This window comes from Ruegeria sp. Alg231-54 (assembly GCF_900143525.1).
In the GTDB taxonomy this organism is placed as follows: domain Bacteria; phylum Pseudomonadota; class Alphaproteobacteria; order Rhodobacterales; family Rhodobacteraceae; genus Ruegeria.
Map to the genome: position 1 here is coordinate 442,599 of NZ_FREZ01000002.1, position 16,493 is coordinate 459,091.

Sequence of the window (16,493 nt, forward strand, 5' to 3'; positions counted from 1 at the left end):
CAATGATGACCGATCTTTATCAGTCCCAGCGCGCCATGCGGCAGATGCGCAGACAAGCCATGCAACGCGGTGTTGTCGCCATTCTCGATGTTGGCAGTTCCAAGATTGCCTGTCTTGTATTGCGCTTTGACGGGACCGGCCGCCTGAGCGAGGATAACACCATCGGGTCGATGGCCGGGCAGACCGGGTTCCGGGTGATTGGTGCTGCGACCACACGGTCGCGGGGCGTTCAATTTGGCGAAGTCACCGCCATGCAGGAAACCGAACGGGCGATCCGAACCGCCCTGCAGGCGGCGCAAAAGATGGCCGATATCCGGGTCGATCATGTGATAGCCAGCTTCTCGGGTGCGAACCCGCGCTCTTACGGGTTGGACGCGCAGGTCGATCTTGAGGGTCAGGTCGTGACCGAGGCAGAGGTTGGCCGTGTCCTGAACGCCTGTGATGTGCCGGATTACGGGGCAGGGCGCGAGGTATTGCATGCCCAACCGGTCAATTTCGCTTTGGACAACCGCTCAGGTCTGATCGACCCGCGCGGCCAAATGGGGCAGAGCCTTGCCGTCGACATGCACATGCTGACGGTCGACGCGACCGCGATCCAGAACATTGTGCGCTGTATCAAACGCTGTGATTTGGAATTGGCCGGAATTGCAAACTCGGCCTATGTGTCTGGTGTTTCCGCCTTGGTCGAGGATGAGCAGGAACTGGGCGCGGCCTGTATCGACATGGGTGGCGGCACGACCAGCGTGTCGATCTTTATGAAGAAGCACATGATCTATGCCGACTGCGTGCGCATGGGTGGTGATCATGTGACCTCGGACATTTCGATGGGGTTGGGCATCCCCGCCTCGGTGGCTGAGCGGATAAAAACCTTTAACGGTGGCGTTCACGCAACTGGCGCGGATGATCGGGACCTGATCGACATCGGCGGAGATACAGGCGATTGGGAACATGATCGCCGCACTGTCAGCCGAGCTGAACTGATCGGGATCATGCGTCCCCGTGTGGAAGAGATCCTTGAAGAGGTTCGTGTTCGTCTGGATGCCGCCGGGTTCGAGCACATGCCGAGCCAGCAGATCGTCCTGACCGGCGGCGGCAGCCAGATCATGGGGCTGGACGGACTGGCCACCCGCATCCTTGGGCAGCGTGTCCGCCTTGGCCGGCCGCTGCGTGTGCATGGTCTACCGCAATCGGCGACCGGGCCGGGGTTCTCCTCCGCAGTGGGGCTCAGCCTGTTTGCAGCGCACCCGCAGGACGAATGGTGGGACTTTGAAATCCCGGTCGACACCTATGCCGCGCGCCCGTTCAAGCGGGCCGTGCGTTGGTTCCGTGACAATTGGTAAGCTGGGGGCCGCAGCGCTGCTGGCCCTGGCACCGCTGACTACTCAGGCGCAAACCCGGATCACACCTGAGGCGTTTCTGGATGCAGTAAAGGGCAAGACTGTCACGTTCCACGACTTTTCAACGGGTGAGCTTGTAGGAACTGAAGAGTTCCTCAGCCCCGTGCTGTCGGTCTGGCGCATGGTGGGGCGCGGTTGCGTTTATGGTCAGATCACCACGCCTGATGGTCAAATCTGCTTTCTCTATGATGATGACCCGGATGGTATCCCGGTCTGCTGGTGGCCTTTCGAATATAAGGGCAAGTTGATGGTGCGACTGGCCACTTTTGCGGACAGCGAAATCCAGGAGGTGCGCAGCATCACCGAGGACGGTTTGAATTGTCCAAGTACCCCGATTAGCTAAAGAAATGGGTTGCAGCTGACTCGTTTATCCATCAAGATATCCACAGGGCCCGGCAGAGGCCAGCGGCAGGACCTGAGCAGTTTTCCGCAGTTTGACAGTTGATGAGTCCTTTTGGTGATGCGTCGGTTGAGTGCCGCGCGCAAATCGCCTGTTTTGTGCTACATTGAGTTCTTTACGCAACATCTGGCGGTATTTGCGAAATACTGCCGGTCAGCGCCTTATTTCCTCCATATTTTGTGGAATTGCGCGATTTTTGGCGTGACGTTTGCCGTTTCAAACGGTAGGATTGTTAGTGGATAGGTAAGAAAAACACCGCTTTGGCGGGAACAAAAAACAGGCGGACAGAGCATGACATTGAATCTTTCGATGCCCGGGCACGACGAACTGAAGCCTCGGATCACAGTATTTGGCGTTGGTGGTGCAGGCGGCAACGCTGTCAACAACATGATTGAGAAACAGCTGGACGGCGTCGATTTTGTGGTCGCCAACACCGATGCACAGGCACTGCAACAAAGCCAGTCCTCGGCACGGGTTCAACTGGGCGTGAAAGTCACCGAAGGTCTGGGGGCAGGGGCCCGTCCGACTGTGGGTGCGGCAGCAGCCGAAGAAAGCATTGAACAGATCGTTGATCACCTGGCCGGCGCGCATATGTGCTTTATCACCGCCGGAATGGGCGGTGGCACCGGTACAGGCGCGGCCCCGATCATCGCGCAAGCTGCACGGGAATTGGGCGTTCTGACCGTTGGCGTTGTAACCAAGCCCTTCCAGTTTGAGGGTGCCAAGCGGATGCGTCAGGCCGAAGACGGCGTTGAGATGCTGCAAAAGGTCGTCGACACTCTGATCATCATCCCGAACCAGAACCTGTTCCGTCTGGCCAACGAAAAGACCACCTTTACCGAGGCGTTCTCGATGGCGGACGATGTTCTCTATCAGGGCGTCAAAGGCGTGACCGATCTGATGGTCCGTCCGGGCCTGATCAACCTCGACTTTGCAGACGTTCGCGCCGTGATGGACGAGATGGGCAAAGCGATGATGGGAACGGGCGAGGCCACCGGCGAAGATCGCGCGGTTCAGGCCGCCGAGAAGGCGATCGCCAACCCGCTGTTGGACGAAATCAGCCTCAAGGGTGCCAAGGGCGTTCTGATCAACATCACCGGCTCGCACGACCTGACCCTGTTCGAACTGGACGAAGCCGCCAACCGCATCCGCGAAGAAGTGGACCCCGAGGCGAACATCATCGTTGGTTCGACTCTGGATACCGTGATGGAAGGCGGCATGCGCGTATCGGTTGTCGCGACCGGTATCGATGCCAGTGAAAAGCAGGAAGATGTCCCCGTCGCGCGCCGTTCAATGTCGGCACCGCTGACCCGCACCGTTTCGGCAGAAGAGTCGGTGCAGGAAGAGGCTCCGGTTGCTGCGGAAGTCGCGGAGCAAGCGCCGCATCAAGATATGATCCGCGAACCCTCGCTGTTTGAAGCGCCGGAAGAGCCTGCACAGCCGCAGTTCCAGTCGCGCGCCCGGCAGGATGATGATGGTCTTCCTCCGCCGGCCTATCAGCCGCGCGTTGCCGAATTCGAGCCGACCCCCGAACCGGTTGAGCCTGCGTCCGAAAACTATGTCGCGCCGCAGCCTCAACCGGCAGCGGGAACACCGTCGCCCGAGGCGCTGCAGCGCTTGCAGGCCGCAGTCCAGAACGTTCCGCCGTCCGAGCGGAGCCCTTCGATGGCTCGCCCTGCAACCCTGCAGCCGACCCCTGTACCGCAGGAAGAAGCGCATGATCGTCCCCGGTTTGGCTTTAACCGATTGATCGATCGGATGACCGGTCACGCGGCAGATACTCCGGCGCAACCAGCGCGTCAGCAGCCCGTTATGCGCCAATCTGACGCTACGGCACCTGCAAGGGATGAGGTCGACCCCGAACAGGACCGGATCGAAATTCCAGCCTTTTTGCGGCGCCAGGCCAACTGATCGCGGTAACAAAATGAATGCAGAGGGTCGCCAAATGGCGGCCCTTTTCTTTTGTTTTACAGATGTTTAAGGAAGTGTGAGCAGGGATTTGCCGATCTGTCACATACATGTTTCATTCGGTTGCAAAGAGTGAGTTGAGCCTTGACGCCGCCTTCCTTAACTGAGTGTCCAACACGGCCAAACGAGGCCGGACACCACTCTTCGAGGTTCACCTTGCAACATACGCTCAAATCTCCGGTCACGTTTACAGGCGTCGGACTGCATAGCGGTAAGCCTGCGACGATGGTCCTGAAACCGGCGGCTGCCGGTCACGGCATCTGGTTTAAACGGACGGACATTGAGCTGGGCAATGCCCTTGTCCCTGCGATCTATGACGTGGTCGAGCGCACCCCGCTGTGCACCCGCCTGATCAACGACGCGGGAGTGTCTGTGTCTACGGTTGAGCACATCATGGCCGCGCTGGCTGGTTGCGGAATACATAACGCGCTGATCGAGATTGATGGTCCCGAAGTTCCGATCATGGATGGGAGCTCGATTGATTTCGTCCGCGGTATCATGGCGAAGGGTGTGCGCCGTCAGGCCAGCCCGGTTCTGGCCTATGAGGTTCTCAAGCCGGTGACCGCTGTACGCGAAGGTGCAAGCGCATCGATTGCGCCTGCAAACGGTCTGATCATAGACTTCCACATCGACTTCGAAGACGGTGCCATTGGCAACCAGACCAAGACGCTGGATATGCGCAACGGCTCGTTCGCACGTGAACTGTGTGACTGCCGGACGTTCTGCCGCCGTACTGATGTTGAGGCGATGCGCGAAAACGGGCTGGCTTTGGGCGGTACTCTGGAAAATGCCGTCGTTGTTCAGGGTGACGAAGTCCTTACCCCGGGCGGTTTCCGCCGCGCGGACGAGGCCGTGCGTCACAAGATGCTGGATGCTCTTGGTGACCTGTATTTGGCAGGTGGCCCGATCTTTGGTCACTTTACCGGTGACAAATCTGGCCATGCAATGACCAATACTCTGCTGCGCAAGCTGTTCGAGACGCCGGGTGCGGTCCGTCCGATCCTGTGCACGCCTGAACAGGCAGCCCGCCTTCCAGGGCAGGGGCTGGTCCGGGACGAAATCCCCGAAGTCGCCTGATTGGATCAACTCTTCCGACAATTCGGCGAACGGGCGCATAAGACGTTTTGCACCGGAATTTTATGTGCTAGACCTTGGCCTAAATCGGGGCTTAACCCCGTCAAGTAATACGACAAGGATAGGCGGAATGGTTGGCACCAAAGCGGCAGTCAGGTTCGCAGGCGCGATTCTTCTGACAGCAGTTTTGACGGCGTGCGCTGGAAAAGGCGCAGACCGCAATCAGAACCTGGAAGGGTTCACTCCTGAACAGATATTCACGCGCGGCGAGTATGAGCTGTCGCAGAATCGTTCGGACGATGCGGCGTGGTATTTTTCAGAAGTTGAACGTCTGTATCCGTATTCCGATTGGGCCAAGCGCGCGCTGATCATGCAGGCGTTCTCATACCACTCGGACAAAAACTACGAAGAAAGCAGAGGTGCCGCGCAGCGGTACATCGACTTCTACCCGACGGACGAAGATGCGGCTTATGCCCAATATCTTCTGGCGCTCAGCTATTATGACCAGATTGACGAGGTCGGGCGTGATCAGGGCCTGACTTTTCAGGCCTTGCAATCGCTGCGCACCGTGATCGAAGTCTACCCGGATAGCGAATACGCGACCTCTGCGGTGCTGAAATTCGATCTGGCCTTTGACCATTTGGCTGGTAAAGAGATGGAAATCGGGCGCTACTATCTGCGCCAGGACCATTATACTGCAGCCATTAACCGGTTCCGTGTGGTGGTTGAGGATTTCCAAACCACATCTCACACCGCCGAAGCTCTGTACCGCTTGATTGAGGCCTATCTGGCACTGGGTCTTGTGGATGAGGCACAGTCGGCAGGGGCCATTCTTGGGTACAACTATCAATCGTCCGAATGGTACGATGCGGGCTATTCGCTGCTGACGTCTCGCGGGTTGGATCTCAAGAGCCGTGGCAACAACTGGCTCAGCACGATCTACCGTCAGACCGTCAAAGGTGAGTGGTTGTAATCGCCATGGCCAATGGGGTGGGACGCTAAGACCCGATGCTGCGCGCCCTCGATATCCGTGACATGCTGATCATCGACCGGCTGGAACTGACGTTTCAGCCGGGCCTGAATGCGTTGACCGGTGAAACCGGTGCGGGCAAGTCGATTCTTCTGGATTCGCTGGGGTTTGTTCTGGGCTGGCGTGGCCGGGCTGAACTAGTCCGTCAGGGCACGGCACAGGGTGAAGTCGTGGCCGAGTTCGAATTAAACGAAGACCATCCTGCACATACAATTCTGGCCGAGGCGGGCCTGCCGGGCGGAGAGGAACTGATCCTGCGGCGGGTGAATACTGCCGAGGGGCGCAAGACCGCGTGGGTCAATGATCGCCGTTGTTCGGGCGAGGTGCTGCGCGCATTGTCCGAGACCCTGATCGAACTGCATGGTCAACACGATGATCGCGGCCTGTTGAACCCGCGCGGTCACCGGGCAATGCTGGATGATTACGCCGGAGTCGATGGCCACCTTGCAACGGTGCGGTCCTCTTGGTCCGAGATGTCACGTGCGCGCAAAGCTCTTGCTCAAACGGAATCCACCCTTGCGGCGATGCGCGCGGAAGAGGAATTTCTTAGGCATTCGGTATCCGAGCTTGATCAGCTGGACCCGCAACCCGGCGAGGACGCCGAGCTCGATGCCCGCCGTCGCATGATGCAAGGGGCTGAACGTATCCGCGATGATGTCGCTCGGGCTTTCTCTCTGCTTGGCGGGGACGGGGCCGAAAGCGCAATGGCGGACGCTGTGCGTTGGCTCGAAGGCGTCTCGGACAATGCCGGCGGCCAATTGGAGGCACCAATCGCGGCCCTGGGGCGCGCTCTGATCGAATTGGGTGAGGCGCAGGACGGTGTCGATGCTTGTCTGCGGAAATTGGATTTCAATCCGGCGGAATTGGAGCAGGCCGAAGAACGCCTGTTCGCCATCCGCGCACTGGCTCGTAAACATGATGTTGCACCTGATGATCTGGGCACCTTTGCCGAAACTTTGCGTGACCGTTTGAACCGACTTGACGCAGGCGACGCGGATCTGGCCGATCAGCGGGCAGCGGTAGACGCCGCACAAACCGCATATGATGACGCAGCGGCCAAGCTTAGTGCTGCGCGACAGAAGGCGGCCGGGCAGCTGGATGTCGCCGTGATGACCGAACTCGCCCCGTTGAAGATGGAGCGCGCTGTGTTCCAAACGGAAATTACAGCCGCGGATCCCGGTCCCGATGGAATTGACGCAGTAGCTTTCACAGTTGCCACCAACCCCGGCGCACCTTCTGGTCCGCTGAACAAAATCGCCTCGGGCGGCGAACTCAGTCGGTTTCTTCTGGCGCTCAAGGTCTGCCTGACCGGGAATGACAGCGCGCGCACGATGATTTTTGATGAGATAGACCGGGGCGTTGGTGGTGCAACTGCCGATGCGGTCGGGCGGCGTCTGGCGGCGCTGGCGCAGGGCGGGCAGGTGCTGGTTGTGACGCACTCACCGCAGGTGGCGGCCCGCGCGGCGCATCACTGGCGGGTGCAAAAACACGTCACCGACGGGCAGACCCTTTCTACCGTTGTTCCGCTGGCCGAACCCGACCGCGTGGATGAAATTGCCCGTATGGTCGCAGGCGACACGATCACGGACGAGGCGCGCGCTGCCGCCCGAGCCCTTTTGCAGGCCTGAGGCAATTCTGCCGCTTTCGCGTGTTCAATCCGTCGCGATCCCACTTTTATAAGGGCGCTCCGTGGCTTACTAAGGGGAAAGACGTGATCCCCGAGGGCCAATGACCCAATCAACCCGCACTGTTCTGCGCAACCAGCTCAATCAGGCTTTGGCCGCGATCAAGGACGCTTGGCGGGTGATGCGACGGCGTGGGCCCAGCCAGATTCAATTCTGGTTCATCGCGCTGGCGATCGGGATTGCGGCAGGTTTCATGGCATTGGGGTTTCGCAAGGCGATCCGGTCGCTGCAGGCTTATGTCTATGATACGGATGACATTTTGCTGCTGCACAGCCATGCGGAAAAGCTGCCTTGGTTTCTGATCCTGATCATTCCCATCATCGGCGGGCTAATCGTGGGCGTGATCCTGAACAAGTTCACCGACGACGGACGCGTGCGATCCGTCGCTGACGTCATCGAAGGGGCCGCGGTGACCGATGGTCGCGTGGAAAGCAAGGCGGGTATCGCGTCTTTCTTTGCCTCGCTCGTCACGCTCAGCACAGGCGGGTCCACGGGCCGAGAGGGACCGGTCGTGCACATGGCTGGTGTGATCTCAACCTGGGTCAGTAACCGCATCCATGCGGATGGCATCACCGGGCGCGACCTGCTGGGGTGCGCTGTCGCGGCGGCCGTCTCGGCCAGCTTTAACTCACCGATCGCAGGTGCACTGTTCGCGCTTGAGGTCGTACTGCGCCACTTTGCAGTGCATGCGTTTGCGCCCATCGTGATCGCTTCGGTTGCGGGGACAGTAATCAACCGGCTGGAATATGGCGACGTGACCGAGTTTGTTCTGGATACACCCGGTTCCCTGCAATTCTACGTGGAATTGCCCGCCTTCCTGCTACTTGGCCTAATCTGCGGGCTGGTTTCGCTTCTGCTCATGCGGTCGATCTTTTTTGCCGAAGATATCGGCAACCATATCCAGAACCGGCTTGCCTTGCCTGGCTGGCTGCGCCCAGCTATTTCAGGCGCGATGTTGGGGCTGCTGGCGATCTGGTTCCCGCACATCATCGGCGTCGGGTATGAAACCACGATCCGCGCTTTGGCAGGTGACCTGACCCTGAGTTTTGCCATCCTGTTTGCGGTAATCAAGACGGTTGCCGTAGCGATCACCATGGGCGGACGTATGGGCGGCGGGGTGTTTTCCCCATCGCTGATGATTGGGGCGTTGACCGGACTGGCCTTCGGCCTGATCGCAACCGGGCTGCTGCCTGATGTTTCTGGCACCCATACGCTCTATGCCTTTGCCGGAATGGGGGCCGTTGCTGCCGCGGTTCTGGGCGCACCGATTTCGACCACGATGATTGTCTTTGAACTGACCGGAGACTGGCAGATCGGCCTGGCTGTGATGGTTTCGGTGTCGATGTCGACAGCGCTGGCCTCGCGTCTTGTGGATCGGTCCTTCTTCTTGACCCAGCTGGAACGTCGTAACGTGCATCTGGCCGCAGGGCCGCAAGCCTATCTGCTGGCGATGCTGCGAACCGGGGCGGTCATGCGCCCCTTGGGCGATTCGCGCTCGATCACGAAAGAACAGGCGGTCGAATTGATCGAACAAGGGCTATGTGTTCAAGCTAGCGCCACGCTAGAGGCCGCGATGCCTTATTTCGACAGGGATGACATCCCCTGTATTCCGGTGGTGATTGTCGAAGAGGACGGCAGTGAAAACCCGGTCGGAGCGCTTTACCACGTCGATGCACTGAAAGCGTATAATCGCGCCTTGGCTGCCACGGCGGCTGAAGAGCACTCTTAGCGTTTATACACGGTCGCGGTATCGCCTAGGTAGTTGTCCCAAGCAAACCAGTACGAAATATGGCCTGCGACCCGGGGCAATTCCGTGCCTCCCGGTCCAACCAGCGCCTCTTCGGTCATGGTCCACTTCTGACCCGTTTCATCCACCAATTCGCTGCCAGACGCAGCGAACTTGTGGGATGCGCGTTCATAAGCCCGCACTGCGCGCTTCTCGTCGTTTCCGATAAGCACCAGAGGCCGGTTGGCGATGGCGTCGTTGATTACCCGGCTCCTGCCGAACGCATCCAGGGGCCATGCTCGCGCCGCGCCGAATTGCCGGATGGCGAAAACATAGTCTTTCTGCCTGTGGCTGGACTGATCGACCAGCGCCGGGAACATCAATTCGGACGAAGCGAAATACTCCCGATACACGACACCCGACCCATAGTTCCGCCGGTGACCGGTGTTCATTGAAAGAACTTTCGTTTTGGGATGCGATGTTTTCCAACTTTGCCATGTGGTGATAACCACCGGGCGTTGTTTCAACTCGATACCGCTGCCGACAAGCGCGCCAACAACTGGCTTACCGGTATATTGGTTCCACAGGGAATGCGTCTGACGATCGAACATCAGTTTATTGGATCTGTACAGAAAACCGGATGAGCCGAAGATCAGCGGTTTGCTGCGACCCGGCACTTGCGTTTCAAACAGAATGCCTGAACCACACAGTGTGCAGTAGGCCAAGGCTACCGGAACCCCGCCAATCTCCTCGTTGAACATTTCATGCCAGCCCATGATCCGCAGCGGGTAAGCCCGTTCGTCCCCGTTGATCGAAACGCCAAAGACCAGGTCATCGTCCTTAAGGTAATCTGCGCGCGCGGCAGGGATCAGCGCCGGATTGTCCAGCGATGGGATACCATCCTTGTTCACACCACCCCACGCGATCTCTTCAAGCCGGATCTTCATCTTGTCGCGCTGCAAGTACTTTGGCTTCAGGAAGACATCGAAATTCGTATCTATCCCCAGGAGAACCTCGCGCTTGAACGGGATGAGCGAGGGGTGCGGCACGATTTGCGGGTTCTTTTCCTGCCAGAGCATCCACTCAAACCAGTCTTGGCCGATACTCTCACCTGTCAGGGTCTGCATGACCTTCACTATGTCGCTGCTGCGACGTCTGGCGTATCGCATACCGGTCAGCAAAGCAGGCACCACATCCGGGTTGTCGCGTTGCACGAGAATGGCCATGCCTTGCTCAAACTCCGCGTTGCTTCCGAACAAGGTGGAACGCACAGCATCCAGCACGGGGTCTTGTTGCGCGGACAATGCGCCAGGCAACAAGAGCACGGTCCCCAATGATCCTGCGAAACTGCGACGGGTAAGTGACATGGCATCCTCTGGGCGGTGTTTGGTGGCATTGTGCACTCTTGGTGCCTCACATGCATGCAACAGCCCCGTGATCGGATCGTGATCAAGCCCTGTCAGTTGCGAGCGCGCTCTTGAACGACCAACGAAGACTATCTGCTTGCATGTTTTCGTGAAATTTTCCGGTTAGTCTCATCCAAAAAATGTCACAGATTTTTTGTCACGATGCCAAGAAAAGATAATTCTTGCTATGGGTTCGAATACCTGGCCATGCCAGGGCGGCCCGGCCAGGTATTTCTTTGTCGCGTACGAACGGCAGCAGCCCACCTCAGATCACTGACATCCATGGCACAGGCCCATGGGCGTGCGTGTCACGACATGGCCTCGACCGAGCGGGTCAGAGAGGCCTTCTGAGGGATTTAGATCTGTTCGACCTTAACGGAATCGACGCGGTAAAACGCGACATAACCCTTGATCTCGGCCATTGCGGCGACCGGATCCTCATAGCTCCACGCTGCGTTTTCGGTCACCGATGATTTATTAACGATTGAGAAATGCGTCGCATCGCCTTTGTGCGGGCAATGCGTGACCTTTTCTGTACGGTCCAGAAATGCCATTCCGATATCGGCGCGAGGGAAATAGATCACCGGCTCCAGATCACCTTCCAGCAGCTCCAGCGCATTCATGCTCTCTCCGAGAACGGCGCCCCCGGAACGAACGCTCCATTTACCAGCTGCTTTGCGGATCGTTAAGTCTGTCATCTCTGCTTCTTCCCTCGTCTTCAGTACGGATCACTCCTCTGCCCGGTTTATGTGACAGTCCAGTGTCAGATCGGCGCAGTTGCGGCATCCAACCACAGTTGAGCGTCGTCGCCCAGCCTTGGACGAACTTTTTCCGCAACGTCGCGGTGGTAAGCGTTAAGCCACGCGCGTTCTTCTGTCGTTAGCATATCGACTACAATCAGCCGCCGGTCAATTGGAACGTATGTGAGCGTCCGCCAGGTAAGCATCGCACGTTCAGCGTCTGCGGTGGGCAGCGCCGGAGCATCTTGAACCACAACAAGGTTCTCGATCCGAATGCCGAACGCGCCTTCGCGATAGTATCCCGGCTCGTTTGACAGGATCATCCCCGGCTCCAGCGGAACATGGCTGACTTTCGACAAGCGCTGCGGCCCTTCATGGACGCTCAGATACGCACCGACGCCATGGCCGACCCCGTGATTGAAATCCTGGCCCGCTGCCCACAAGGGGGCGCGTGCGATGCATTCGATATCTCGTCCGGCCAGCCCGGCGGGCCAGCGCAGCATGGACATATCGATCATCCCTTTCAGCACGCGGGTAAAGCAGGTTTTTTCCTGATCTCCTACTTCCCCTATCGCAATGGTGCGGGTGATGTCGGTTGTGCCATCCAGATACTGGCCACCGCTATCCAAAACCAACAGGTGCCCATTTTCCAGTCGGCTGTCGGTTTCTTCGGTCACCCGGTAATGCATGATCGCGCCGTTGGGCCCGGTGCCCGCAATCGTGTCGAACGAGATATCCTGTAGCGCGTTATCCCGGCGGCGGTTTTCCTCAAGCTGCGTGACCACCTGAGTTTCCGTCATTGTGCCCGGGGTCTGTGCATCCAGCCAGCATAACGTCTCAATAACGGCCACCGCGTCGCGAAGATGCGCTTCGGCACTTCCAGCGATTTCGGCCGGATTCTTGCGAGCTTTGGGCAAGGCACAGGGATCCCCTGCATCCATCATCTTGTCGCTGAGAACGTCAGCAACTGCTTGCGGCAAAGTCCCCAAGTCGACTTGAACCTTGCCGACCAAACCCGCAACGGCTTCCAGAAACACCTGTGGGTCGTGAACCTGAACATGGTCGCCAAGATGATCGTCCAACCCCGCCAGTTTTTGTGCCGCCATGAACAGATCAACCCGACCGTTGGCATGCAGAATGGCAAATCCATGGGCAACCGGGTTATACCCGATGTCCGATCCGCGAATGTTAAGCAGCCACATGATGGAATCCGGCAAGGAAATGATCGCCGCCTCACACCCGTTCTGCTTTAAATCATCCGCCAGCCGCGCGATTTTGCTTGCAGCGGTTTCCCCGGCAAACTCAATCGGGTGCGCCTTGACCGGATTCAACGGGGCCTCAGGCTGATCCGGCCAAACCCGATCCATCAGATTGTCACACCGAACCAGCTCGATGTCGCTCGCGTTCAACTCTTTCTTCAGGCTGGAAATCTGCCCGGCTGCATGCAGCCAAGGATCAAAACCAACCTTTCCACCACTCGGCAGTTGCTCCTTGAGCCACGCACTAAGGCTGGTTTCGGGCCAGGGTACAGGCGTGAACTCTTCCGCAACTTGCGCCTTGACCTGGGTGCGGTATCGGCCATCGATGAACACACCCGCAATATCGGACAACGCCGCGCAGAATCCGGCCGAACCGGTAAAACCCGTCAGCCATGCCAGCCGTTCATCGCGCTGGGCCACATACTCGCCCTGATGCGCATCTGCGCGCGGGATCAGGAAACCGTCCAGCCCATCCTGTGCCAACTGGGATCGCAAAGCGGCCAGTCTGGGCGGTCCCTGTTCTGGACGCGCAGTGACTGCAAAGGACTGAAACATGTGACACCTCTTGCAAACGGGGATCGCCCCATTTCTATCTTGTGAAAAATTCCCCTGCCGGAGGAAAGGCCAGCATCAGCTGGCCTTCTTCATCCCCATCACACGCGCACGTGCCCGAGGGTCGCTGTCGAACAAGGCCGCCAGCTGTTCAGTCATCGCGCCTGCCAGCTGTTCGACGTCCGTGATCGTTACCGCGCGGTCGTAGTATCGGGTCACATCGTGGCCGATACCAATGGCCAAAAGCTCGACCATCTTGCGTTTTTCGACCATCCCGATCACGTCGCGCAGGTGTTTTTCCAGATAATTCGCGGGGTTAACGCTGAGTGTTGAATCATCAACCGGCGCACCGTCCGAGATCACCATCAGGATCTTGCGCTGCTCGCGTCGCGCCAGCATCCGGCGGTGCGCCCATTCCAGTGCTTCGCCATCGATGTTCTCTTTCAGCAGGCCTTCTTTCATCATCAAACCCAAGTTGGGTCGCGCTCGACGCCACGGGGCATCCGCACCTTTATAGATGATGTGGCGCAGATCGTTCAGACGCCCCGGCTGTTGCGGGCGGCCGTCATTCAGCCATGCCTCACGTGCCTGGCCGCCTTTCCAAGCGCGCGTAGTAAAGCCAAGGATTTCGACCTTCACGTTGCAACGTTCCAGCGTCCGGGCCAGAACATCGGCACAGATCGCCGCGATCGAGATCGGACGGCCGCGCATCGAGCCTGAGTTATCCAGCAGCAGTGTCACCACAGTATCGCGGAACTCGGTATCTTTCTCGACCTTGAAGCTTAGCGGCGTGGTCGGGTTGGCCACAACGCGCGCCAGACGACCGGCATCCAGAATACCTTCCTCGCGGTCGAACTCCCAGCTGCGGTTTTGTTGCGCCTGCAACCGGCGCTGCAGCTTGTTCGCCAGACGGCTGACGGCACCCTTAAGCGGCTCAAGCTGCTGATCCAGATAGGCGCGCAGCCGTTCCAACTCGGCAGGCTCAGCCAAATCCTCGGCTGCTATCTCTTCGTCATATGTGCCAAGGTAAACCTTGTAGCCCGGATCAGCCTCGGATGCAGGTGGTGGGGACGGCGGCTCCATCGGGGCCTCACCGTCAGGCATCTCTGCCTCATCACCCATCTCATCCTCGGCCATCTCATCCATCGAGACCTGGGCCTGAGATTGGTCCTGTTGCTCTTCTTGCGTTTGCTCAGGGGTCGCGTCGGCGTCCTGTTCGTCCTGATCATCCTGACCGGTGCTGTCGGGATCGGGCTGTTCTTCGGCGTCGTCCTCAGCCTGATCTTCCTGATCTTCGTCCAACTCATCGGGGTCTTCGCCCAGCTGATCACCGTACCCCAGATCTTTGATCATCTGACGGGCAAACTTGGCGAATTCGGCCTGATCCGAAAGGATGTCCTGCAAGTTTTCCAGCGTGCCGCCAGCCTGCTCTTCGATGAAGCCACGCCAGAGGTTCATGATGTTCTCAGCCGCAGGCGGTAGGTCGCGTCCGGTTGCCAAGTGACGGATCAGATAACCCGCGGCCACCGACAAGGGCGCATCTGCGGGTTGCTTGCACTGGTCGTAACCGCGGCGCAGTGCTTCGTGCCCGATCTTTACATCGATGTTCGAAGCGGTGCCGGGCATGTCCCGCGCGCCCATTGCCTCACACCTGGCAACTTCCATGGCCTCATAAAGATCCCGGGCCATATCACCCGGCGGCGCATAGCGATTATGGGTCGCATCGTCATGGTACTTGCGCTGCAGTGCCAAGGCATCCGCCGTTCCGCGCGCCAACAGTACCTCTTCTCGCGTCATTCGGCGCGAGACCTGCGGCAAACGCATCGACTCGCCCGACAGACCCGAGGGGTCGACCGTATAGCTCACCGACAGTTCTGGATCGTCGGCCATAACCTTGGTGGCTTCGGCTAAGGCCTTCTTGAAGGGATCAGCGGGGTTGTCGTTTGGTTTAGACAATGAACGTACTCCAGATCATTGCTGCCAAGAAAAGCACTAAGCATTCCCAGCGCAGCCGTGTCAGGTGGACATGCTGCGGCGCCGTCATTTCTGAAGGCGCCGTCTTTTTCCAATCTACTTTGTCAAAAAGCCAAGCTGAATCAAGAACAACCCAGATAGATGCTATGACAAAGAAGATTATCACCCCAAGCTCACACTCGCCGCGCTTTCTGGCAATTCCTCGTCGAAGCAACGCTGATAGAACTCGGCAACCGTCTGACGCTCCAGCTCATCACACTTGTTCAGGAAGGACAGGCGGAAGGCGTAGCCGACGTCGCGGAAGATCTCGGCGTTTTGGGCCCAGTTGATCACGGTTCGGGGCGACATGACAGTCGACAGGTCACCGTTCATGAAGGCGGTCCGGGTCAGGTCGGCGACGGTGACCATTTGGCTGACGGTCTTGCGGCCCTTTTCGGTGTTGTAATGCGGCGCCTTGGACAGAACGATCATCGTCTCGGCATCGTGGCTGAGGTAGTTCAGCGTCGAGACCAGCGACCAGCGGTCCATTTGTGCCTGGTTGATCTGCTGCGTGCCGTGATACAGGCCGGTAGTGTCGCCCAGACCGACGGTGTTCGCGGTGGCAAACAGGCGGAAGTTCGGGTTCGGCGTGATAATCTCGTTCTGGTCCAGCAAGGTCAGCTTACCGTCATGTTCCAGAACACGCTGGATCACGAACATCACGTCCGCACGACCTGCGTCGTATTCGTCGAAAACGATGGCAACGGGGTTGCGCAGCGCCCAGGGCAGGATGCCTTCGTGAAACTCGGTCACCTGTTTGCCATCACGCAGCTTGATCGCGTCCTTACCGATCAAGTCGATCCGGCTGATGTGGCTGTCGAGGTTCACACGGACGGCGGGCCAGTTCAGCCGGGCCGCGACCTGTTCAATATGGGTCGATTTGCCTGTGCCGTGATAGCCTTGGATCATCACACGCCGATTGTGCGAAAAGCCTGCCAGAATGGCTAGTGTAGTTTCGGGGTCAAACTTGTAGGTCGGGTCGATCGCGGGTACGCGGTCACTGCGGTCAGCAAAGCCCTTGATCGCCATGTCGGTTTCAATACCGAACACGTCACGGACCGAAATTTCTTCGGTGGGTTTTGCGTTTACGTCGATCGATCCGTCAGCCATTCGCCTTGTCCTTATCCTTTGCCCCGCGTTGCCGGGTTTGAACTCGTGTGTGGTGCAACATATTGCGGGCAAGGGCAAGGGAAAGCCGTGCTGGTAGGTACTTAGGCGGATGTTTCTTTGAAACTGGCCTTAT

Annotated in this window: 12 protein-coding genes; 7 read left to right on the top strand and 5 right to left on the bottom strand. The window is 58.5% G+C overall.

From position 1 onward, the window contains the following. Positions 1-5 precede the first annotated feature (5 nt). The 7 genes from ftsA (at position 6) to DHN12_RS06745 (ending at position 9,283) form a co-directional block, all read left to right on the top strand. A complete protein-coding gene (ftsA, locus tag DHN12_RS06715) occupies positions 6-1,340 on the top strand; it encodes a cell division protein FtsA (protein WP_058279582.1) in 1,335 nt (444 codons plus the stop codon). Beyond that, positions 1,327-1,740 (top strand): hypothetical protein, encoded by a 414-nt coding sequence (locus DHN12_RS06720; protein ID WP_234416570.1) that lies wholly within the window; start codon positions 1,327-1,329, stop codon positions 1,738-1,740. The genes ftsA and DHN12_RS06720 overlap by 14 nt, the downstream gene beginning before the upstream one ends. Positions 1,741-2,088: 348 nt before the next feature. Then, entirely contained in the window at positions 2,089-3,708 is a 1,620-nt protein-coding gene (gene ftsZ / locus DHN12_RS06725; RefSeq protein ID WP_108859455.1) for a cell division protein FtsZ, read from the top strand. 213 nt (positions 3,709-3,921) lie between these two features. After that, positions 3,922-4,842, top strand: a complete 921-nt coding sequence (lpxC, locus tag DHN12_RS06730) for a UDP-3-O-acyl-N-acetylglucosamine deacetylase (RefSeq protein ID WP_108859456.1) — start codon at positions 3,922-3,924, stop codon at positions 4,840-4,842. Positions 4,843-4,969: 127 nt separating this feature from the next. After that, a complete protein-coding gene (locus tag DHN12_RS06735; protein ID WP_108859457.1) occupies positions 4,970-5,812 on the top strand; it encodes an outer membrane protein assembly factor BamD in 843 nt (280 codons plus the stop codon). 35 nt (positions 5,813-5,847) lie between these two features. Then, the gene (gene recN, locus DHN12_RS06740; RefSeq protein WP_108859458.1) at positions 5,848-7,497 is read left to right on the top strand and encodes a DNA repair protein RecN; all 1,650 of its coding nucleotides are present in this window, start codon (positions 5,848-5,850) and stop codon (positions 7,495-7,497) included. A gap of 100 nt (positions 7,498-7,597) precedes the next feature. After that, positions 7,598-9,283: a chloride channel protein gene (locus DHN12_RS06745; RefSeq protein ID WP_108859459.1), complete on the top strand. Its 1,686-nt coding sequence runs from the start codon at positions 7,598-7,600 to the stop codon at positions 9,281-9,283. On the opposite strand, the gene DHN12_RS06750 is transcribed toward DHN12_RS06745, so the two are convergent. The 5 genes from DHN12_RS06750 to cobS all read right to left on the bottom strand — a co-directional run bounded on the left by DHN12_RS06750 (position 9,280) and on the right by cobS (position 16,360). Next, positions 9,280-10,647 (bottom strand): DUF3179 domain-containing protein, encoded by a 1,368-nt coding sequence (locus DHN12_RS06750; RefSeq protein WP_108859519.1) that lies wholly within the window; start codon positions 10,645-10,647, stop codon positions 9,280-9,282. The two genes, DHN12_RS06745 and DHN12_RS06750, sit on opposite strands and share 4 nt — an antisense overlap. A 395-nt stretch (positions 10,648-11,042) precedes the next feature. Then, a complete protein-coding gene (locus DHN12_RS06755; protein ID WP_108859460.1) occupies positions 11,043-11,384 on the bottom strand; it encodes a DUF427 domain-containing protein in 342 nt (113 codons plus the stop codon). A gap of 65 nt (positions 11,385-11,449) precedes the next feature. Further along, positions 11,450-13,240: an aminopeptidase P family protein gene (locus tag DHN12_RS06760; RefSeq protein ID WP_108859461.1), complete on the bottom strand. Its 1,791-nt coding sequence runs from the start codon at positions 13,238-13,240 to the stop codon at positions 11,450-11,452. Positions 13,241-13,315: 75 nt separating this feature from the next. After that, a complete protein-coding gene (gene cobT / locus DHN12_RS06765; RefSeq protein ID WP_108859462.1) occupies positions 13,316-15,193 on the bottom strand; it encodes a cobaltochelatase subunit CobT in 1,878 nt (625 codons plus the stop codon). Between the two features lie 180 nt (positions 15,194-15,373). After that, positions 15,374-16,360 (bottom strand): cobaltochelatase subunit CobS, encoded by a 987-nt coding sequence (gene cobS / locus DHN12_RS06775; protein ID WP_058274350.1) that lies wholly within the window; start codon positions 16,358-16,360, stop codon positions 15,374-15,376. Between the last annotated feature and the right edge of the window lie 133 nt (positions 16,361-16,493).